Source organism: Kitasatospora sp. NPDC101235, from assembly GCF_044767505.1.
Classification (GTDB): Bacteria; Actinomycetota; Actinomycetes; order Streptomycetales; family Streptomycetaceae; genus Kitasatospora.
Window position 1 is genome coordinate 396,372 of the sequence record NZ_JBIWNZ010000004.1, and the last position, 24,124, is coordinate 420,495.

Genomic DNA, 24,124 nt, shown 5'->3' on the forward strand with positions numbered 1-24,124 from the left:
CCGCCCCGCCGGCCGACCGCGTGACGCCACCGCGGTCGGCGTGGCCCGGCGTGCCGTGCGCATATGCCCGCCCACACTTCTGGAGGTACCCCCATGCCCCGTCGCGACGGCGACGTCCTTCCCCTGACCGCGGCCCAGCGTGAGATCTGGCTCGCCGAGCAGCGCTCCCGGACGCCGATTCCGGGTTACCGCGTCGGTGAGTGCCTGGAGATCCACGGGCCGGTCGAGCCGGCGCTGTTCGAGGCCGCGCTGCGCCGGGTGGTCGACGAGGTCGACGCCCTGCACGTGACCTTCGTCGACGACGGCGAAGGCCCGCGCCAGGTCCTCCGCGCGACCTGGGACTGGGCACCGGCGCACCTGGACCTCAGCGGGGAAGCCGCACCCCGTGCGGCGGCCATGGAGTGGATGGAGCGGGACCTGATGCGCCCGCTGGACCTCGCGCGCGACCCGCTGTTCGGGCACGCGCTGATCCGGCTGTCGCCGACGGAGTTCCTCTGGTACCTGAACTACCACCACGTGGTGCTGGACGCGATCAGCAGCGCCCTGGTCAGGCAGCGGGTCGCCGACGTGTACTCGGCCTTGGCCGAGGGCGGTCGGGTGCCGCCGTCGCCGTTCGGCTCGCTGCGGGACCTGGTCGACAGCGACGCCGCCTACCGCGCGTCGGCGGACTTCACCGCCGACCGCGACTACTGGACGGAACGCTTCGCGGACCGGCCGGCCCCGACGCGGCTCGCCGACACGGCCGCGACCGACCCGAACCGCGCGCTCCGCCTGGCCGAGGAGCGGGAACTGCGGCGCCCGGACGCGCTGCGGGCCGCGGCGGGGAGGACCGGTGTCCGGTGGTCCCGCCTGGTGATCGCGGCGGCGGCGCTCTACGCGCACCGGCTGACCGGCACGCAGGACGTGGTGCTCGCCCTCCCCGTCACGGCCCGTCGGTCCGCCGACCGCGGCCTGATGTCGGCGCCGGGCACGATGTCCAACGTGGTGCCCCTGCGGCTGACGGTACGACCGGACATGCGGTGGCGTGACCTCGTCGCCCAGGTGGCCCGGGAGGTCGAGGCGGCCGTCGCGCACGAGCGGTACCGGAGCGAGGACCTGCTGCGGGACCTCGGCGCGCCCGGCAGCATCGGGACGGCGTTCCCGCTGATCGTCAACATCATGGCCTTCAACTCCAGGCCGAGCTTCGCCGGGCACCCCGCCTCGGTGCACCACTTCGTGTCGGGGTCGACCACCGACCTCGCCGTCTGGGTGTTCGACTACCGGGACGGCAACCCCCCGTTGCTCAGGCTCCACGGTTCGCCCGAGGCGTACGGCGACGCCGACCTCGCCGCCCACCGGCAGCGGCTGATCGACCTGCTCGACGCCGTTGCGGACTGCGACCCGGACGAGGCGGTGGGCCGGATCGACCTGCTCACGGCCGAGGAGCACCGCGAGGTGGCGGCCCTCGGCACCGGGCCGGCGGCGGAGCTCCCGGCCGAGAGCCTGCCGGAGCTGTTCCGGAAGCACGTGCGCGCGACGCCGGACCTCGTCGCACTGGTGTGCGGGGACGTCTCGCTGACCTACGCGGAACTGGACGAACGCGCGAACCGGCTGGCGCATGCCCTGATCGCCCGGGGTGCGGGGCCGGAGCGGCTGGTGGCGGTGGCCCTGCCGAGGTCGGCCGAGCTGGTGGTGGCGATCCTCGCGGTGCTGAAGACCGGGGCGGCCTACGTCCCGGTCGATCCCGAGTACCCGGCGGCCCGGATCGGGCACATGCTCGACGACGCCCGCCCGGCCCTGGTGGTGACCGACACCCGCAGCGAGGACCGGCTGCCCGAGGCGGGCGCGGCCGCCCGGCTGCTCCTCGACGACCCGGAGACGGCTGACCTGGTGGCGGGGCTCCCGGCGGCGGACCCGGCGGTGGCCGTCGATCCGGGCCATCCGGCGTACGTCATCTACACCTCCGGTTCCACCGGACGGCCCAAGGGCGTGGTACCGACCCATGGCGGCCTGCTCAACCTGCTCACCGATCACCGGCAGGTGCACTTCGCGCAGCTGTTGAAGGAGGGGAAGCGGCTGCGGGTGGCGCTGACCACCTCGGTGTCCTTCGACGCCTCCTGGAACCAGCTGCTCGCCCTGTTCGGGGGCCACGAGCTGCACGTCCTGGAGCACGCGACCTGGACCGACCCGGACGCCTTCGTCGACTACGCCGCGCGGTGCGAGCTGGACTTCGTCGAGGCCACCCCGTCCTACCTGCGGGTGCTCGTCGCGCACGGGCTGTTGAACGATCCGCAGCGCCGTCCGGCGGTGGTCGCCGCGGGCGGCGAGGCTGTTCCGGAGCGGCTGTGGGAGCAGTTGCGGGCGGCGGACGGGGTGTCCTGCCTGAACCTCTACGGACCGTCCGAGTGCACGGTCAACTCGGTGGTCGCACCCGTGGGTTCGAGCCCGCGCCCGGTCATCGGCCGGCCCGTCACCAACACCCGGCTGTACGTGCTCGACGGAGCCCTGCGGCCGTTGCCGGCCGGCGTGGTGGGCGAACTGTACATCGCGGGCGCCCCTGTGGCCCGTGGCTACCTGAACCGGCCGGGGCTGACCGCCGGACGGTTCGTGGCGGACCCGTTCGGCTCCCCGGGCGCCAGGATGTACCGCACCGGCGACCTGGTGCGCTGGAGTGCCTGGGGGTCCCCCCGGCCGGAGGCTGGGGGAGGGAACCTGGAGTTCCTGGGGCGCACGGACGACCAGGTCAAGATCCGCGGCTTCCGGGTGGAACTCGGCGAGATCGAGGCCGTCCTCGCCGAACACCCGCAGGTCGCCCGGGCCGCCGTCGTGGTGCGCACCGAGGAGGAACCCCGGCTGGTCGCGTACGCCGTTCCCGAGCCCGGCACTGCGGTGACCGACACCGCCCTGCGCGAACACCTGCGGGAGCGGCTGCCCAAGCACATGGTGCCGGCCGCCTACGTGCTGCTGGACGCGCTGCCGCTGACCCCGAACGGCAAGCTCGACCGGCAGGCCCTCCCGGAACCCGACCGGCAGTCGGCAGACCCCGGCCGCGCTCCGCGCACGGCGACCGAGCACCTGCTGGCCGGGCTGTTCGCCAAGGTGCTCGGGGTCCCGGAGATCGGCGCCGACGACGACTTCTTCGACTTCGGCGGGCACTCCCTGCTGGCCACCCGACTGGTCGCCCGGGCGCGGTCGGTGCTGGGCGTGGAACTGAGGCTGCGCGACCTGTTCGACGCGCCGACGGTCGCGGAACTGGCGGCGGCGGTGGACGCCGCGGGCCGGGCCCGGCCCGCGCTCGCGGCGCGTGAACGGCCCGGGACGGTCCCGCTGTCCTTCGCCCAGCGCCGGCTGTGGTTCCTGCACCGCATGGAGGGCCCCAGCGCCACCTACAACATCCCGCTGACGCTGAGGCTGTCCGGAGACCTCGACCAGCGGGCCCTGGAGGCCGCCCTGGCGGACGTGGTCGGGCGGCACGAGAGCCTGCGCACCACCTTCCCCGTGGTCGACGGCGTGCCCTGCCAGCACGTGCTGGACCTCGACGCGGCACGGCCGCGGCTGCGGGTGACCGAGGCTGGCGAGCGCGACCTGCCGGACCGGCTGGCGGAGGCGGCGCGGTACGGCTTCGAGCTGGCGGAGGAGCCACCACTGCACGCCGAGCTGTTCCGGCTCGGGCGGGAGGAACACCTACTGCTGCTGGTGGTGCACCACATCGCCGGTGACGGCTGGTCGACGGGGCCGCTCTCGCGGGACCTGACGGCGGCCTATGCGGCCCGCTGCGAGGGGGCGAAGCCCGAGTGGTCGCCGCTGCCGGTCCAGTACGCCGACTACGCCCTCTGGCAGCGGGAGCTGCTCGGTGACGGCGCCGACCCGGACAGCCTGCTGAGTGGCCAGCTCGCGTACTGGCGGGAGCAGCTGGCAGACCTTCCCGAGCAGGTGGAGCTGCCCTTCGACCGGCCCCGCCCGGCGGTGATGTCCTACCGGGGCGCCCACCTGCCGGTGCGGATCGACGCCGACCTGCACCAGGGCCTGCGCGCGCTCGCCCGCGACGGCGGCGCCAGCCTCTTCATGGTGCTCCAGGCCGGGCTGGCCGCCCTGCTGGGCAAGCTCGGCGCCGGCACCGACGTCCCGATCGGCACGCCGATCGCGGGCCGCACCGACGAGGCCCTGGACGAGCTGGTCGGCTTCTTCGTCAACACCCTGGTGCTGCGCACCGACCTGTCCGGCGACCCGTCGTTCACCGAACTGCTGGGCCGGGTGCGCTCCGACGCGCTGGCCGCGTACGCGCACCAGGACGTGCCGTTCGAGCACCTCGTGGAGGCGCTGAACCCGACCCGGACGCTGGCGCACCACCCCCTCTTCCAGACCATGCTCGCCCTGCAGAACGCGCCGCTCGGCACGTTCGACCTGCCGGGGTTGCGGGTGGCGACAGACCTGGTCCACACCGGGACGGCCAAGTGCGACCTGACCTTCATCCTGGCCGAACAGGCCGGAGGGGAAGGGCTGTCGGGCGTGGTGGAGTACAGCACCGACCTGTTCGACGAGGCCACCGTGGCAGGGATCGCCGACCGGTGGCTGCGGCTGCTGCAAGCCGTGGTCGCCGACCCCGGCCGGCGGATCGGCCGGGTGGACGTGCTCTCCACGGAGGAGCTCCGAGCGCTGCTCCCGGCCCGTACCGACCGAGGGGAGGAGGCGCCGGAGAGCAGCCTGACCGCGCTCTTCGAGCGGCAGGTTCGGGCGGACCCGGCCGCCGTCGCCCTGACGGACGGCGAAGTCGCCCTGACCTACGGCGAGTTGAACGCCAGGGCGAACCGGCTCGCGCACACGCTGATCGACCGGGGCGTGGGCCCGGAGCAGCTGGTGGCGCTGGCCCTGCCGCGCTCGGCGGACCTGGTGGTGGCGGTGCTCGCGGTGCTCAAGACCGGCGCCGCGTACGTGCCGGTGGACCCGCGGTACCCGGTGGCCCGGATCGCCTACCTGCTCCAGGACACCCGGCCGTGGCTGCTGCTGACGACGAGCGGGATCGGTGAGCTGCCGGGTGCGGAGCCGGTGGACCGGCTGCTGCTGGACGCGCTCGACCTGGGCGGACGGCCGGACACCGACCCGCAGGTCTCGGTCGAGCCCGGTCATGCGGCCTACGTCATCCACACCTCCGGCTCCACCGGCAACCCCAAGGGCGTGGTCGTCCCGCACCGGAACGTGGTGCGGCTGTTCGACACCACCCGGGCGCTGTTCGGCTTCACCGCCGACGACGTCTGGACGCTCTTCCACTCCTACGCCTTCGACTTCTCGGTGTGGGAGCTGTGGGGCGCGCTGCTCCACGGCGGCCGACTGGTGGTCGTGGACCACGAGACCAGCCGCTCGCCGCACCGTTTCCTGGAACTCCTCGCCCGCGAGCGGGTGACGGTGCTCAACCAGACGCCGTCCGCCTTCTACCAGCTGATGCAGGCGGACGCGGAGGCCCCGGAGACCGGCCGCCGACTCGCCCTGCGCACCGTGGTGTTCGGCGGCGAGGCGCTGGAGCACGCCCGGCTCGCGAGCTGGTACGAGCGGCACCCGGAGGACGCGCCGCGGCTGGTCAACATGTACGGCATCACCGAGACCACGGTGCACGTCACGTACGCGGCTCTCGACCGCTCCGGCACCGCCGCCGGCCAGATCGGCACGGCCCTCCCGGACCTGCGGACGTACGTGCTCGACAGCGGTCTGCGGCCGGTGGCCCCGGGTGTCGCGGGCGAGCTGTACGTCGCGGGCCCCGGGCTGGCGCGCGGCTACCTGAACCGTCCGGGCCTGACCGCCGGGCGGTTCGTCGCCGACCCCTTCGGACCGGCCGGCTCCCGGATGTACCGCAGCGGCGACGTGGTGCGCCGGGCCGCGGACGGGAGTCTGTGCTACGTCGGCCGGGCCGACCAGCAGGTGAAGGTGCGTGGCTTCCGGATCGAGCTCGGCGAGATCGAGGCGGCGCTGGCAGCCCACCCGAGCGTCGCGCAGGTCGCCGTGCTGGCCCGGCAGGACCGCACCGACGACACCCGGCTGGTCGCGTACCTGGTACCCGCCCCGGGTGCCGTCCCGCGCGCGGCCGAACTGCGCGAGCACCTGCGTGAGTGGCTGCCGGAGCACATGGTGCCGGCGGCGTTCGTCACCCTGGAGAGCCTGCCGCTGACCGCCAACGGCAAGCTGGACCACCGGGCGCTGCCCCAACCCGACCTCGCCCCGGCGGCCACCACCCGTGCGCCGCGCACCCCGCAGGAGCAGATCCTCTGCGAGCTGTTCGCCGAGGTCCTGGGCGTGGCGTCGGCCGGCGTCGAGGACGGCTTCTTCGACCTGGGCGGGCACTCGCTGTTGGCCACCCGCCTGGCCGCCCGGATCCGCGCAACGCTCGGCGTGGAAATGCCGCTGCGCACGCTGTTCGAGGCTCCGACCCCGGCCGGCCTGGCCGCTGCCCTCGTGGCGGCCGGACCGGCGCAGGCCGCCCTGGCACGGCGCGAGCGCCCCGAGGTGATCCCGCTGTCGTTCGCGCAGCGGCGGCTGTGGTTCCTGCACCAGCTGGAGGGCTCCAGCGCGAACTACCACATCTCCTTGGCCTGGCGGCTGTCCGGGGATCTGGACCGGCGGGCCCTGGAGGCCGCCGTGGCGGACGTGGTGGCCCGGCACGAGAGCCTGCGCACCGTTTTCCCGGCGGTCGACGGCGTGCCGTACCAGCAGGTGCTGGACGTCGTGGCAGCCTGCCCGCGGCTGCTCGTGAGCCGGACCACCGAGGCGGAGCTGCCGGCCGTGATGGCGGAAGCGAAGGCCCGTCGGTTCGACCTCGCGGTCGATGTGCCGCTGCGTGCCGAGCTGTTCGAGCTGGCACCGGACGAGCACGTGTTCCAGGTGGTGCTCCACCACATCGCCGGTGACGGCTGGTCGCTGGGCCCGCTCGCGCAGGGCCTGACCGCCGCCTACGCGGCGCGCTGCCGCGGCGAGGAGCCGCAGTGGGGGGAGCTGCCGGTCCAGTACGCCGACTACACCCTGTGGCAGCACGAACTGCTCGGCGACTCCATCGACCCGGACAGCCTGTTCGCCGCCCAGGCGGCCTACTGGACCCGGCAGCTGGCCGGCCTGCCGGAGCGGATCCAGCTGCCCACCGACCGGTCCCGCCCGGCGATCGCCTCGCACCGCGGTGGATCCGTGCACGCCGAGCTGGACGCCGAGCTGCACCGCGGTCTGCGCGAGCTCGCCCGCGCGCACGGGACCAGTCTGTTCATGGTCCTCCAGGCCGGGCTGGCGGCGCTGCTGAGCAAGCTCGGGGCGGGCGACGACATCCCGGTCGGCAGCCCGGTCGCCGGCCGGACCGACCAGGCGCAGGACGAGCTGGTCGGCTACTTCGTCAACACCCTGGTGTTCCGTACCGACACCTCGGGCGATCCGACCTTCGCCGAGCTGCTGGGCCGGGTCCGGGACACCTCGCTGGCCGGGTACGCCAACCAGGACCTTCCGTTCGAGCACCTGGTCGAAGTCCTCAACCCGATGCGCTCGCTGGCGCACCACCCGCTGTTCCAGGTCATGCTGGTGCTGCAGAACGCGCCCCGCGCCGACTTCGCGCCGCCCGGGCTGCGCGTCGGCGACATGCCGTTGACGTCGACCACCGCCAAGCTCGACCTGATCTTCACCATGTCCGAGCGGCACGCGCAGGACGGTCCCCCTGGGCCTGGCGGCCCGGGAGGTGCCCCCACTCCGGAGGGGATCGACTGCTTCGTCGAGTACGCCGGTGACCTGTACGACCCGGCCACCGTCGAGACGATGATCGGGCGGTGGGAGCGGCTGCTCCGCGCCGTGGTCACCGACCCGCAGCGGCGGCTCAGCCGGTTCGGCCTGCTCGCCGCCGAGGAACGCGCCGAGCTGGCGGCACTGGGTACCGGCCCGGAGGCCCCGGCCTTCACCGAGAGCCTGCCGGAGCTGTTCCGGGCTCAGGTGCGGGCGATTCCGGACGCCCTCGCGGTGGTGGCATCGGATGCGTCGCTGACGTATGCGGAGTTGGACGCGCGGGCGAACCGGCTGGCGCACGCGCTGATCGCGCGGGGTGTAGGGCCGGAGCGGCTGGTGGCGGTTTCGCTGCCGAGGGCGGCCGAGCTGGTGGTGGCGATCCTCGCGGTGCTGAAGACCGGCGCGGCGTACCTCCCGCTCGATCCGGAGTACCCGGCCGCGCGGATCGGGTACATGCTCGACGACGCCCGGCCGGTCCTGGTGGTGACCGACGCCCGCACCCGGGGCCGGCTGCCGGAGGCCGGTTCCGCCGGGTGGCTGGTGGTCGACGATCCGGAGACCGCCGCGCTGGTGGCGGACTGCCGGGCCACGGACCCTGCGGTGGCGATCGATCCGGGCCATCCGGCGTACGTCATCTACACCTCCGGGTCCACCGGGCGGCCCAAGGGTGTGTTGTCGACGCACGGCGGTCTGGTCAACCTGTTCGCCAACCAGCGGCCGCTGATGTTCCCCCAACGGACGAAGGAGCGGCTGCGGGTGGGGATGACGACGTCCGTGTCGTTCGACGCCTCCTGCGACCAGCTGCTCGCCCTGTACGCCGGCCACGAGCTGCACGTCCTGGACGAGGCGACCTGGACCGACCCGGACGCCTACCTCGAGTACGCCGCGCGGGCCGGGCTGGACACTGTCGGCGGCACCCCGTCCTACCTGCAAGTCCTGGTCGAGCACGGACTGTTGGATGACCCGCGGTGGCGTCCGTCGGTGGTCGGGTTGGGCGGGGAGGTCGTTCCGGAGCAGCTGTGGGAGCGGCTGCGGGCCGCCGACGGGGTGTCCTCCCTGAACTACTACGGGCCGTCCGAGTGCACGGTGGACTCGGTCTTCGCGCCGCTGGAGTCGAGCCCGCACCAGGTGATCGGCCGGCCCCTCGGCGGTGTCCGGGTGTACGTGCTCGACGCCGCGTTGCAGCCGGTGCCCGCGGGCGTGCCGGGTGAGCTGTACATCGCCGGTCTGGGCCTGGCGCGCGGCTACCTGAACCGGCCGGGGCTGACTGCGGCGCGGTTCGTGGCGGACCCGTTCGGGCCGCATGGATCACGGATGTACCGCACCGGTGACCTGGTGCGGTGGGGTGCCTGGGGGTCCCCCCGGCCGGAGGCTGGGGGAGGGAACCTGGAGTTCCTCGGCCGGACCGACGACCAGGTCAAGGTGCGCGGCTTCCGGATCGAACTCGGCGAGATCGAGGCGGCACTGGCGGAACACCCGCAGGTCGCGCAGGCCGCCGTGATCGTCCGGGAGGACCGGGCGGAGGACATCCGACTGGTCGCCTACCTGGTGCCCGTAACCGGGGCGGAGCTCCATCCGGACGAGCTGCGGGCACACCTGCGCGAGCGACTGCCGGACTACATGGTCCCGGCCGCCTTCGTGCTCCTGGAGAGCCTGCCGCTGACGGCCAGCGGCAAGCTGGACCGACGCGCGCTGCCCGCGCCCGCCCACACCGCGGCGCGGACCGGCCGGGCCCCGCGCACCCCGCAGGAGCAGGTCCTCGCGGAGCTGTTCGCCGAGGTGCTGGGCGTGGCCGAGGTCGGGGCCGACGACGACTTCTTCGACCTCGGCGGGCACTCCCTGCTGGCCACCCGGCTGGTGGCCCGGGCACGCGCGACCCTCGGAGTTGAACTGGAGCTGCGCGCCCTCTTCGAGACGCCGACGGTGGCCGGGCTGGCCGCCGGGCTCGGCGGGGCCGGCCGGGCGCGGCTCGCGCTGCGCCGCGCGGAGCGGCCCGACCCGGTGCCGCTGTCGTTCGCGCAGCGACGGCTGTGGTTCCTGCACCAGCTGGAGGGCGCAGGCTCGGTCTACAACATGCCGTTGGCGTGGCGGCTGACCGGCAAACTCGACCGGGCGGCCCTGCAGGCGGCGCTCGGCGACGTCGTCGCCCGGCACGAGAGCCTGCGCACGATCTACCCTCAGGTCGACGGGGTGCCCCACCAGGCGGTGCTGGACGCCGGGACGGCCCCGCCCCGGCTGGCCGTCACCCGGGCGGGCACGGCGGACCTGCCGGGGCTGCTGGCGGCAGCGGTGGCGCGCGGATTCGACCTCGCGACCGAACCGCCGCTGCGCGCCGAGCTGTTCGAGGCGGCGCCGGACGAGCACGTGCTGCTGGTGGTGATGCACCACATCGCCGGTGACGGCTGGTCGCTGGGCCCGTTGTCGGCCGACCTGGCCACCGCGTACGCGGCACGCCGCCGGGGCGAGGAGCCGCAGTGGGCGCCGCTGCCCGTGCAGTACGCCGACTACACCCTGTGGCAGAACCGGTTGCTCGGCGACGCGGCCGACCCGGACAGCCTGTTCGCCCGCCAGACGGCCCACTGGACGCGGACGCTGGCCGACCTGCCCGAGCAGATCCGGCTCCCTGCCGACCGCCACCGTCCCGCGACCCCCTCCTACGCCGGAGGACACCTCGCGATCGAACTGGACGCCGAACTGCACGCCGGACTGGTCCGGCTGGGCCGGGAGCACGGTGCCAGCGTGTACATGGTGCTGCAGGCCGCCCTGGCATCGCTGCTGGACAAGCTCGGCGCGGGCACGGACATCCCGGTCGGCAGCCTGATCGCCGGCCGGACGGACCAGGCGCTGGACGACCTCGTCGGCTTCTTCGTCAACACCCTGGTGCTGCGCACCGACACCTCGGGCGACCCGACCTTCGCGGAGCTGCTGGCCCGGGTCCGGGAGGGCGCCCTGGCCGCGTACGCGCACCAGGACCTGCCGTTCGAGCACGTCGTCGAGGCCCTCAACCCGGCCCGGTCGCTCGCCCGTCAGCCGCTGTTCCAGGTGCTGCTCGCGCTGCAGAACGTGCCCCGCACCGAGTTCGCGCTGGACGGGCTCCGCTCCGAGATCCTCCTGGTACGGACACCCACCGCGATGTTCGACCTCGGCTTCCACCTGCTGGAGCGCGGCGGCACCGGCGGGCCGGCCGAGGGCATCGTCGGGCGGGTCGAGTACAGCACCGACCTGTTCGACCCCGCCACGGTGGAGACGCTGGTCGCCCGGTGGCTGCGGCTGCTGGCGGCGGTGGTCGCCGATCCGGAGCGGCCGCTGAGCCGGATCGACGTCCTCACCGCCGAGGAGCGGCACGAGCTGCTGGTCGAGCGCAACGACACCGCCCGCCCGGTTCCCGACGCCGGCCTGCCCGCCCTGTTCGAGGCACGGGTCCGGGCGACCCCCGAGGCCCCGGCGGTGGTGTTCGAGGACACCGCGCTGACCTACCGCGAGCTGAACCGCCGGGCCAACCGCCTGGCCCACGCGCTGATCGCGCGCGGGGCGGGGCCGGAGCAGGTCGTCGCCCTGCGGCTGCCGCGCTCCGCCGAGCTGGTGGTCGCCGTCCTCGCGGTGCTCAAGACGGGCGCGGCGTACCTGCCGATCGACCCGGACTACCCGGCCGCCCGCATTGCCTACATGCTGGAGGACGCCCGCCCGGCCGTGGTGCTCGACGACCTCGCGGCCGTCACACCGTCCGACGAGCAGCCGGAGCACGATCCGGCCGTCCCCGTGGACGCCCGGCACCCGGCCTACGTCATCTACACCTCCGGCTCCACCGGCCGGCCCAAGGCCGTGGTGATGCCCGCCGCCGGACTGCTGAACCTGTTGGAGTGGCACCACCGGGCCGTCGGCGGCGAGCCCGGCACGCGCACCGCGCAGTTCACCGCGATCAGCTTCGACGTCTCGGTGCAGGAGGTGCTGTCCGCGCTGCTGTACGGCAAGACCCTGGTGGTGCCGACCGAGGAGCAGCGCCGCAGCGCGGAGCTGTTCGCCCGCTGGCTGGACCGGCACGAGGTGGCCGAGCTGTTCGCACCGAACCTGGTGGTCGAGGCACTGGCCGAGGCCGCCGAGGAGGCCGGACTGGACCTGCCGAGCCTGCGGTTGGTCGCCCAGGCCGGCGAGGCGATGCGGCTGGGCGGTGCCGTGCGCCGCTTCCAGTCCCGTCGGCCGGGCCGGGTGCTGCACAACCACTACGGGCCCGCCGAGACCCATGTGATCACCGCCTACTCGCTGCCGGCCGACCCGGCCGACTGCCCGCTGCCGGTACCGATCGGCCGCCCGATCGCCAACTGCCGTGCCTACGTGCTGGATTCGTGCCTGCGGCCGGTCGCCCCCGGTGTGCTGGGCGAGCTGTACCTCGGCGGGACGGGGCTGGCCCGTGGCTATCTGAACCGGCCCGGGCTCAGCGCCGGGCGCTTCGTCGCCGACCCGTACGGGCCGGCCGGTTCGCGGATGTACCGCACCGGCGACCTGGCGCGCTGGCGCGCCGACGGCGAGCTGGAGTTCGCCGGCCGGGTCGACCACCAGGTGAAGGTGCGCGGGTTCCGGATCGAGCCGGGTGAGATCGAGGCCGAGCTGACCGCCCACCCTAGCGTCGCCCAGGTCGCGGTGCTCGCCCGGGAGGACCGGATCGTCGCGTACGTCGTCCCCCTGGCCGGGTCCGGGACGACCGCGGTGGCGCTGGCGGCGTACCTGCGCGACCGGGTGCCGGAGTACCTGGTGCCGTCGGTGTTCGTGCTGCTGGAGGCGTTGCCGCTGACGCCGAACGGGAAGTTGGACCGGGCGGCGTTGCCCGCGCCCGAGGCCACGGCCAGGGAGGCGGGCCGGGCGCCGCGCACGCCGCAGGAGCAGATCCTGTGCGAGCTGTTCGCCGAGGTGCTGGGCCGGGCCCGGGTCGGCGTCGAGGAGGACTTCTTCGACCTGGGCGGGCACTCCCTGCTCGCCACCCGGCTGGTCTCGCGGGTCCGGGCGACCCTCGGGGTCGAGCTGGAGCTGCGCAGCCTGTTCCGGACCCCGACACCCGCCGGACTGGCGGCCGGGCTGCACGACGCCGGCACCGCGCGGCAGGCCCTGGTGCCCCAGCCCCACCGCGAACCGATGCCGCTGTCGTTCGCACAGCGCCGGCTCTGGTTCCTCCAGCAGTTCGGGGCGCCGAGCGCCACCTACCACATGCCGCTGGCCCTGCGGCTGTCCGGTGACCTCGACCAGGCTGCGCTGAGCGCCGCGCTCGCGGACGTGGTGGCCCGGCACGAGACCCTGCGCACGGTCTTCCCGCACATCGCCGGAGTGCCGTACCAGCGGGTGCTGGACACCACTGAGGTCGCCGTCCCGCTGACGGTGCGCGCGGCCGGCGAGGCGGAGGTGCCCGCCCTGCTGCGCGAGGCGGCGGTGCGGGGCTTCGACCTGACCTCGGAAGTACCGCTGCGGGCGGAGCTGTTCGCGGTCGCGCCGGACGAGCACGTGCTGCTGCTGGTGATGCACCACATCGTCGGGGACGGCTGGTCCATGGGCCCGCTGGCCCGTGACCTGGCCACCGCCTACACCACCCGGCAGGGTGGCGAGGCGCCGGCCTGGCCGCCGCTGCCGGTGACGTACGGCGACTACACCCTGTGGCAGCACGAGCTCCTGGGCGACGAGCGCGACGCCGACAGCGTGTTCGCCCGCCAGGTCGCCTACTGGACCGAGGCGCTGGCCGGGCTGCCCGAACAGCTGCAGCTGCCTGCCGACCGGCCGCGCCCGGCCACCATGTCGTACAGCGGCGACCTGCTGGAACTCCGGATCGACGCCGAACTGCACGCGGCGCTGGTGGAGTTGGCGCGACGCTCGGGTGCGAGTCTGTTCATGGTGCTCCAGGCGGCGCTGGCGGCGCTGTACACACGGTTGGGTGCGGGCACGGACATCGCGATCGGGAGTCCGATCGCGGGGCGTACGGATGAGGCGCTGGACGACCTGGTCGGGTTCTTCGTGAACACGCTGGTGCTGCGGACGGACACGAGTGGGGATCCGAGTTTCGCCGAGTTGTTGGGGCGGGTGCGGGAGACGGCGCTGTCGGCGTACGCGCACCAGGACGTGCCGTTCGAGCACCTGGTGGAGGCGCTGAATCCGTCCCGGTCGCTGTCGCACCACCCGCTGTTCCAGACCGGGCTGGTCGTTCAGAACGCGCCGGGAGGTGATTTCGAGCTGCCGGGCCTCCAGGTCTCCGGGGTGGCCGTGCTCACCGGGACCGCGCGGCTCGACCTGACCTTCGGGTTCGCGGAGGAGCACGGGCCCGACGGCGCGCCGGCCGGGCTCAGCGGTGCGGTCGAGTACAGCACCGACCTGTTCGACCGTTCGACGGTCGAGGCCCTGGTCGCGCGGTGGACCAGGCTGCTGGCCGCGGTCGCTGCCGCGCCCGACCAGCCGATCGGCGGGATCGACCTGCTGTCCGCCGAGGAGCGCTGCGAGCTGCTGCCCGCCGTCGAGGGCGGGGCGGCCGGGGTGAGCCTGCCGGAGCTACTGGCGGCGCAGGTGGCGGCGACGCCGGACGCGGTCGCGCTGGTGTGCGGCGATGTCGCATTGACGTACGGGCAGTTGAATGCCAGGGCGAACCGGTTCGCGCATGCGCTGATCGCGCGGGGTGTGGGGCCGGAGCAGTTGGTGGCGGTGGCGCTGCCGCGGTCGGTGGAGTCGGTGGTGGCGGTCCTGGGTGTGCTGAAGGCCGGGGCCGCGTACCTTCCGGTGGATCCGGCGTACCCGGCGGCGCGGATCGCGTTCATGCTGGCGGATGCCCAGCCGGTGCTGGTGGTCGACGACCCGGCGATGGTGGGCGACGGAGACTGGCCGGACACGGATCCCGAGCTCGCGCTCGACGTCCGGCATCCGGCGTACGTGATCTACACCTCGGGCTCGACCGGTCGGCCCAAGGGCGTCGTGGTCAGCCACTCCGGCGTGTCGGGCCTGGTGGGAGCACAGATCGAGCGGCTCGGCGTGATGCCGGGCAGCCGGGTGCTCCAGTTCGCCTCGCCCAGCTTCGACGCGTCCTTCTGGGACCTGTGCAGCGCCCTGCTCACCGGCGCCGCCCTCGTCCTGGCCCCTGCCGAGGCCCCGCTGGAGGCCCTGACAGACCGCCGGCTCGACGTCACCCACGTGACGCTGCCGCCCTCGGCCCTGGCAGCACTGGACAGTGCCGACGTCACGGCCGGCACCCTGGTGGTGGCGGGTGAGGCGTGCCCGCCGGAGCTGGTGGAGCGCTGGGCGCCCGGGCGTCGGATGATCAACGCGTACGGTCCGACCGAGACCACGGTGTGCGCGACCATGAGCGACCCGCTCTCCCCAGGCTCCGGCGTGCCGCCGATCGGCCGGCCGGTCGCGGGCTTCCGGGCGTACGTGCTGGACGAGCGGCTGCGCATCGTACCGCCGGGCGTGGCAGGGGAGTTGTACGTCACCGGCCCGGGTCTGTCGCGCGGCTACCTGAACCGGCCGGGCCTGACGGCGGGGCGGTTCGTGGCCTGCCCGTTCGGGCCGGAGGGTGCGCGGATGTACCGCACCGGCGACCTGGCGCGGCGTCGGGTCGATGGCGAGCTGGAGTACGTCGGCCGCGCCGACCAGCAGGTGAAGGTGCGCGGCTTCCGCATCGAACTCGGCGAGATCGAGGCGGCCCTGGCCGAGCACCCCGCCGTCGCGCAGTCCGCCGTCCTCGTCGGGGACGACCGGCTCGTCGGCTACGTGACGGCCCGTCCCGGTGCGACCGTCCGTCCGGCGGAGCTGGCGGCGCACCTGCGCGAGCGCCTGCCGGACTATCTGGTGCCGTCGGCGTTCGTGCTGCTGGAGGTGTTGCCGCTGACGCCGAACGGGAAGTTGGACCGGGCGGCGTTGCCCGCGCCCGAGGCCACGGCCAGGGAGGCGGGCCGGGCGCCGCGCACGCCGCAGGAGCAGATCCTGTGCGAGCTGTTCGCCGAGGTGCTGGGCCGGGCCCGGGTCGGGGTCGACGACGACTTCTTCGACCTGGGCGGGCACTCCCTGCTCGCCACCCGGCTGGTCGCGCGGGTGCGCTCGGTGCTCGGCGTGGAGGTCGGGCTGCGCGCGCTCTTCCAGGCGCCCACCGTGGCGGGTCTGGCCGAGGCGCTGGCCGGGGCCGGCCGGGCCCGCCCGGCGCTGACCGCACAGGAGCGGCCGGAGGACGTGCCGCTGTCCTTCGCCCAGCGCCGGCTCTGGTTCCTGCACCGCATGGACGGCACCGCTGCGACCTACCACATCCCGCTGGCGCTCCAGCTGACCGGGACGCTCGACCGGTCCGCGTTGGGCGAGGCGCTGGCCGACGTCTCGGCGCGGCACGAGAGCCTGCGGACGGTGTTCCCGGAGGTCGACGGCGTCCCGTGCCAGCGCGTCCTGGACCCGGCCGAGGCCCGGCCCCGGGCCCGGCTGGCCGCGGTGTCCCGGGCCGAACTTCCGGAGCGGCTGGCCGAGTTCGCCCGGCAGCCCTTCGACCTGGCTGCGGAACCACCGCTGCGGGCGGAGCTTTTCGCGGTCGCGCCGGACGAGTACGTGCTGCTGCTGGTGATGCACCACATCGTCGGGGACGGCTGGTCCACGGGCCCGCTGGCCCGCGACCTGGCCGAGGCGTACGCCGCCCGGAGCGAGGGTCGCGTGCCGCGGTGGTCGAACCTGTCGGTGCAGTACGCCGACTACACCCTCTGGCAGCGCGACCTGCTCGGCGACGTCGCCGACCCCGGGAGCCGGTTCGCCGAGCAGCTCGACTACTGGAAGCGGCAGCTGTCCGACCTGCCGGAGCTGCTCCAACTGCCCGCCGACCGGCCACGGCCGGCCGTGGCCGGATGGCGCGGGGACCATGTCGGCCTGGAGCTGAGCCCCGAACTGCACGCCGCTCTGACCGAGTTGGCGCGGCGCTCCGGCACCAGTCTGTTCATGGTGCTGCAGGCGGCGCTGGCGGCGCTGTACACGCGGTTGGGCGCAGGGACGGACATTCCGATCGGGAGTCCGATCGCGGGGCGTACGGATGAGGCGCTGGACGACCTGGTCGGGTTCTTCGTGAACACGCTGGTGCTGCGGACGGACACGAGTGGGGATCCGAGTTTCGCGGAGCTGTTGGGGCGGGTGCGGGAGACGGCGCTGTCGGCGTACGCGCACCAGGACGTGCCGTTCGAGCACCTGGTGGAGGTGCTGAACCCGTCCCGGTCGCTGTCGCACCACCCGCTGTTCCAGACCATTCTGGCCGTGCAGAACGCGCCGATGGGCCGGTTCTCACTGCCCGGCCTGGAGGTCGCCACCTACGCGGTGGCCACCGGAACCGCCAAGTTCGACCTCGGGGTGAGCCTGGTCGAGCAGTTCGGTCCGGACGGGAGCCCGGCCGGGATCCTCGGCGCGGCCGAGTACGCCACCGACCTGTTCGACCGCTCGACGGTCGAGGCCCTCGTCCGGCGCTGGACGCTGCTGCTGGAGGCGGTCACCGCGGATCCGGAGCAGGCGATCGGCGGGATCGACCTCCTCGACGCCGACGAGCGGCACCGGCTGCTGGAGCGGGGCAACGCGACCGCCCGTGAGGTGGGCGCCGTCCCGGTGCCGCAGGCATTCGCGGCGCAGGTGGCGGCGACGCCGGATGCGGTCGCGTTGGTGTGCGGCGATGTGGAGTTGACGTACCGCGAGTTGAACGTTCGGGCGAACCGGTTCGCGCATGCGCTGATCGCGCGGGGTGTGGGGCCGGAGCAGTTGGTGGCGGTGGCGTTGCCGCGGTCGGTGGAGTCGGTGGTGGCGGTCCTGGGTGTGCTGAAGGCCGGGGCCGCGTACCTTCCGGTGGATCCGGCGTACCCGAAGGCGCGGATCGCGTTCATGCTCGACGACGCCCGTCCCTCGGTGGTGGTCGACGACCCGGCGATGGTGGGCGACGGGGACTGGCCGGACACGGATCCCGTGGTCGCGCTCGATGTGCGGCATCCGGCCTACGTGATCTACACCTCGGGCTCGACCGGCCGCCCCAAGGGCGTCGTGGTCAGCCACGGCGGGGTCGCCAGCCTGGTCGCCGCCCAGATCGAGCGGTTCGCGATCGAACCCGACAGCCGGGTGCTCCAGTTCGCCTCGCCCAGCTTCGACGCCTCCGTGTCGGAGATCTACACCGCCCTGCTGCGCGGCGCCGCCCTGGTGCTGCCGCCCGCGGCCGAGCCGCTCGCCGCGCTGACCGACCCGGACCTCAAGGTCACCCACGTGACCGTGCCGCCGTCCGTCCTGGCCGCCGTGCCGGAGGGCTCGGTGACCGTGTCGACGCTGGTCGTGGCGGGCGAGGCCTGCCCGCCGGAGCTGGTGGTCCGCTGGGCGCCCGGCCGTCGGATGATCAACGCGTACGGTCCGACCGAGACGACGGTCTGCGCGACCATGAGCGACCCGCTGTCCTCAGGGGCGGGCGTGCCGCCGATCGGCCGGCCGATCGCCAACGCGCAGGTGTACGTGTTGGACGACCGGCTGCGGCCGGTGCCGCCCGGCGTACCGGGTGAGCTGTACGTCGCGGGCGCCGGGCTGTCGCGCGGCTACCTGAACCGGCCGGGCCTGACGGCGGGGCGGTTCGTGGCCTGCCCGTTCGGGCCTGAGGGTGCTCGGATGTACCGCACCGGCGACCTGGTGCGCTTCCGTGCCGACGGCCAGCTGGAATACGTCGGTCGCGCCGACGACCAGGCGAAGGTGCGCGGCTTCCGCGTCGAGCCGGGCGAGGTCGAGGCGGCGCTTGCCGAGCACCCCGCCGTCGCCCGGGCCGCCGTCCTCGCCCAGGACGACCGGCTCGTCGGCTACGTCGTCCCCCGACAGGAGGAGGCCCGGGACAGCCGCCTGGAAGCGGACCACGTGGGCGAGTGGCAGGACATCTACGACGCCCTGCCCATCACCCCCGGCGAGGCCGCCTTCGGCCAGAACTTCGTCGGCTGGAACAGCAGTTACGACGCGAGCCCGATTCCCGTCGAGCAGATGAGGGAGTGGCGGGACGCCACCGTGGCCCGCATCCTGGCCCTGCACCCCCGCAGGGTTCTGGAGGTCGGCGTCGGGACCGGACTGCTCCTCTCGCAGATCGCACCGCACTGCGAGACCTACTGGGCGACCGACTTCTCCGCCACCGCGATCGACGCACTGACCGCCCAGGTCGCCCGGCAGGCGGACCTCGCCGAGCGCGTGGTGCTCCAGACCCGCCCGGCACACGACACCGACGGGCTCCAGGCCGGGCAGTTCGACACCATCGTGATCAACTCCGTGGTGCAGTACTTCCCGTCCGCCGACTACCTCGCCGACGTGATCGAGAAGCTGATGGGCCTGCTCGCCCCCGGCGGCGCACTCTTCATCGGCGACGTCCGCAACCTGCGACTGCTGCGCCCGCTGGCCACGGCCGTCCAGCTGCACCGGACCGGAGCCGAGGCCGACCTCGGCGCGGTGCGCCGCGCGGTGGAGCAGGCCGTCCGGGTGGAGAAGGAACTCCTGGTCGACCCGGATTTCTTCACCGCCCTGCGGGAGCACGGCACGGACATCGGTGCGGTGGCCGTGGAGGTCAAGCGCGGCCGCCACCACAACGAGCTGACCCGCTACCGCTACGACGTGGCGCTGCACAAGGCGCCGACCACCCCGGCGGCCCCGGACCGGTCCGTCGAGCTGGAGTGGGGACGGCAGGTTGCCGGGCCGGACGAGCTGTGCGAGCTGCTCGCCCAGCCGCCCGCCGGCGTGCTGCGGATCACCGGGGTGCCGAACCGCCGTGTGGTGCGCGAGGCAGCCCTGGCCCGGGCGGTGCAGAACGGCGACGGCTCGCTCGCCGAGCTGCGGGAACGGCTGCACGCCCCGGAGGAGGGCGACCTTCCCGACCCGGAGGACTTCCACGCCCTCGGGTCGGAGTTCGGCCGCTCGGTGGTCGTCACCTGGTCGGCCACCGCGGCCGACGCCGTGGACGTCGTCTTCGCCGACCCGCGGACGCTCCACGGCTCCCCGGTCGAGCCGTACCGCCCGGCCCGGGGCGCGGGCCGGGCGCTGTCCTCGCTGACCAACCGCCCGACCGGCAGCCGGGGCACCGGTGCCCTCCTCGGTGAACTCCGCGACTGGCTGCGGGGCCGGCTGCCCGACTACCTGGTCCCGTCGGCGTTCGTGGCGCTGGAGACGCTGCCGCTGACGGCCAGCGGCAAGCTCGACCGCCGTGCGCTGCCCGCCCCCGACCTCGGTCCGGCCGCGGCCGGGCGGGCACCGCGCACCCCGCAGGAGCAGCTCCTCGCCGAGCTGTTCGCCGAGGTGCTCGGCCTGGCGCAGGTCGGTGTCGACGACAGCTTCTTCGACCTGGGCGGGCACTCGCTGCTGGCGACGCGCCTGGCCTCCCGGGTCCGGGCGACCCTCGGTGCGGAGCTGGAGGTCCGGACGCTGTTCGAGACTCCGACCGTGGCCGGGCTGGCGGCCCGCCTGGACGGCTCCGGAGCGGCGCGGCCCGCGCTGACCGCCCGGCCCCGCCCGGAGCGCGTGCCGCTGTCCTTCGCCCAGCGCCGTCTGTGGTTCCTGCACCGGATGGACGGGCCGAGCGCCACCTACAACATGCCGCTCGCGCTGAGCCTGACCGGCGGCCTCGACCGCTCGGCCCTGCACGCCGCGCTCGCGGACGTGGTCGCCCGGCACGAGAGCCTGCGGACGGTCTTCCGCGAGACCGACGGCGTGCCGTACCAGGTCGTGCTGAGCGCCGACCGGGCGCACCCGGCACTGCCGGTGGTCGAGCTGGACGAGCGCAGGCTGGCCGAGCGGCTGGCGGAGACGGCCCAACGCGGCTTCGACCTGGCTGCGGAGCCGCCGGTCCGGGCGGAGCTGTACGTCCTCGCCCCCGACCGGCACGTGCTGCTGGTCGTGGTGCACCACATCGCCGCCGACGGCTGGTCGATGGGCCCGCTCTCCGGTGACCTGGCCGCGGCCTACGCGGCCCGCTGCCGGGGCGAGGAACCGCAGTGGTCCCCGCTGCCGGTGCAGTACGCCGACTACACCGCTTGGCAACGCGACCTGCTCGGTGACGCCGCCGACCCGGACAGCCTGTTCGCCCGGCAACTGGCCTACTGGAAGGAGGAGTTGGCGGGAATCCCGCAGCAGGTGCAGCTGCCCGCCGACCGGCCCCGGCCGCCGGTGGCCTCCCAGCTGGGCGACCGGGTGGTGGTCCGCCTGGACGCCGAACTGCACCAGGCGCTGCGGGACCTGGCCGCAGAGCGCGGCGCCAGCATGTTCATGGTGCTCCAGGCCGGCCTCGCCGCCCTGCTCACCCGGCTCGGCGCCGGCACGGACCTCACGATCGGCAGTCCGATCGCCGGCCGTACCGACCAGGCGCTGGACGAGCTCGTCGGGTTCTTCGTCAACACCCTGGTGCTGCGCACCGACACCGGCGGCGACCCCGGCTTCGCCGAACTGCTCGGCCGGGTCCGGCAGAAGGCGCTCACCGCGTACGACCATCAGGACGTGCCGTTCGAGTACCTGGTCGAGGTGGTCAACCCGGTACGGTCGCTGGCCCACCACCCGCTGTTCCAGATCATGCTGGCCCTGCAGAACGCGCCGCTCGGCGAGTTCGCGCTGCCGGGGCTGGAGACCGGCCACCTGGGAGCGCCGACCGGGACCTCACGGGTCGACCTGACGTTCAGCCTGGCGGAGCAGTTCCGCCCGGACGGTGGGTCCGACGGTCTGGTCGGCGCGGTGGAGTACGCCACCGACCTGTTCGACGCACCCACCGTGGAGCTGCTGTTCGAGCGCTGGGCCCGCTTGCTGCGGGCGGCGGTCGCCGACCCCGACCGGCCGATCAGCCGGATCGACATCATGTCCGACGAGGAGCGCCGCCGACTGCTCGCCGGGTCCAACGGTGCCGCGGCCGAGCTGCCCGAGGCCGCGGTGCCGGAGCTGTTCGCCCGCCAGGTACGGGCCACTCCGGAGGCGGTCGCGGTCGCGGCAGGCGGTATCGAGCTGACGTACGCGGAGCTCGACCTGCGGGCCAACCGCCTGGCGCGGGCTCTGATCCGCCAGGGCGTGCGGCCGGAGACGCCGGTCGCGGTCATGCTGGACCGCTCGGCGGAGCTGGTCGTGGCGATCCTGGCGATCATCAAGGCGGGCGGCGCCTACGTGCCGCTCGACTCGCGCTTCCCCTCCTCCCGGATCGACCTGATCCTGCGGGAGAGCGGGGCCGCTCTGGTGCTCACCCAGGAGGTGCTGACCGCACTGGTGCAGTCCGAGCCCGACTCATCCTGCGTGGAAGTCCCCTGTGACCCGAGGCAGTTGGCGTACATCATGTACACCTCCGGCTCGACCGGCCGGCCGAAGGGCGTGGCCGTCACCCACCGTGACGTGGTGGGTCTCGCGCTCACTCCCGAATGGCGGGGCGGCGGACACGAGCGGGTGCTGATGCACTCCCCGACGGCCTTCGACCTCTCCACCTACGAGCTGTGGGTGCCGCTGCTGGGCGGCGGCCGGGTCGTGGTCGCACCGCCCGAGCAGCTCGACCTCGACCTGCTCCAGCACACGCTCACCGCGAACGGGGTGACCGGACTGTGGCTGACGGCGGGCCTGTTCCGCCTGGTCGCCGAGGAGCGGCCGGGCCTGCTCGCCGGGGTGCGCGAGGTGTGGACCGGCGGTGACGTGGTCTCCCCGGCCGCCGTCGCCCGGGTGCTGGCGGCCTGCCCCGGCATCGAGGTGGTCAACGGCTACGGGCCCACCGAGGCCACCACCCTGGCCACCTGCCACCCGGTGCGCACCCTCCCCGAGCACGCCGCGACCGTGCCGATCGGCGGGCCGATGGCGAACATGCGCGCCTACGTGCTCGACGCCCGGCTGCGGCCGGTGCCGACCGGCATGGTCGGCGAGCTGTACCTCGCGGGGACGGGTGTGGCCCGCGGCTACCTCGGCCGGCCCGGCCTGACGGCGGAGCGCTTCACCGCCGACCCGTACGGGCCGCCCGGGAGCCGGATGTACCGCACCGGCGACCTGGCGTGGTGGCGTCCCGACAGCACGCTGGAGTTCGCCGGACGCGCCGACCACCAGGTCAAGCTGCGCGGCCTGCGGATCGAGCCCGGAGAGATCGAGGTGGTCCTGGCGGGCTGCCCGGGCGTCGCCCAGGCGGCCGTGGTCGCCCGTGAGGACCGGCCGGGCGACAAGCGGCTGGTCGCCTACCTGGTGCCCACCCCCGAGGGGGCGCCCGAGACGGGCGAGCTGTCCGGCCGGCTGCGCCGCGAACTGCCCGACTACATGGTGCCGGCGGCGTTCGTCACCGTGGACGCGCTGCCGCTGACCGCCAACGGAAAGCTCGACCGGGCCGCCCTGCCGGCCCCCGAGTACGGGGTGTCGGACGCCGGGCGCGGCCCCCGGACGCCGCAGGAGCAGCTGCTGTGCGGCCTGTTCGCCGAGGTCCTCGGCCGGGAGCAGGTGCGGATCGACGACAACTTCTTCGACCTCGGCGGGCACTCGCTGCTGGCCGCCCGCCTCGCCTCCCGGGTCCGCGAGACCCTCGGCCTGGAGTTGGGCCTGCGCATGCTGTTCGAGGCACCGACCGTGGCCGGTCTCACCGAGCGCCTGGTCATGGACAATCCCGACGACGCGTTGGACGTGGTGCTGCCGCTGCGTTCGACCGGGACCAGCACGCCGCTGTTCTGCATCCACCCCGGCGGCGGCATCAGCTGGTCGTACAGCGGGCTGCTGAACCACCTCGGCCCGCAGCACCCGGTCTACGCGATCCAGGCGCGCGGCCTCGGCCGGCCCGAACCGCTGCCGACGTCCTTCGAGGAGATGGCGGCCGACTATGCCGACCAGATCCAGAAGATCCGGCCGGAGGGCCCGTACCTGCTGCTCGGCTGGTCCGCGGGCGGGCTGGTCGCCCACGCGGTGGCCTGCGAGCTGCAGTCGCGCGGCGAGCGGACCGCGCTGCTGGCGATCCTCGACGCCTACCCGGTGAAGGACGTGCAGTTCGAGGAGGTGCCGGTGCCCACCGAGCGGGACGTGCTCGTCGGTGTGCTCGACGTCGACCCGGACGAGCTGGGCGACCAGGTGGTGACCTACGCCGAGGTCGCCGAGGTCCTGAACCGGCGGGGCAGCGCGCTGCAGGGCCTGACCGAGCGGCAGATCGAGGTCATCGTCCAGATCATGATCAACAACGCGAAGCTGGCGGTCGACTTCGTCCCCGGCAGGTTCGAAGGAGACCTGCTGCTGTTCAACTCCACGATCGACCGGGCCGAGGACAACGCCAAGCCCGAGATCTGGCGTCCGTACGTCGCCGGCCGGATCGAGTCCCACGAGATCACCACCCGGCACGACCGGATGACCCAAGCCGGCTCACTGGCCCAGATCGGGCCGATCCTGGCCGCCAGGATCACCGAGGCGACCGGCGACACCACCCATTCCCACCAGGAGGACTGAT

At 74.0% G+C, this 24,124-nt stretch carries 1 protein-coding gene; it reads left to right on the forward strand.

Going from position 1 to position 24,124, the window contains the following annotated elements; translation table 11 throughout:
• Window positions 1–93: 93 nt before the first annotated feature.
• Complete coding sequence (locus ACIRRH_RS10560; protein WP_403064674.1) at window positions 94–24,123, forward strand: non-ribosomal peptide synthase/polyketide synthase; 24,030 nt, start codon at window positions 94–96, stop codon at window positions 24,121–24,123.
• Window position 24,124: the final 1 nt, after the last annotated feature.

What these genes read in the sequence shown, in the direction of transcription:
- ACIRRH_RS10560 (WP_403064674.1), top strand. Translation starts at nt 94, where the DNA reads ATGCCCCGTCGCGACGGCGACGTCCTTCCCCTGACCGCGGCCCAGCGT.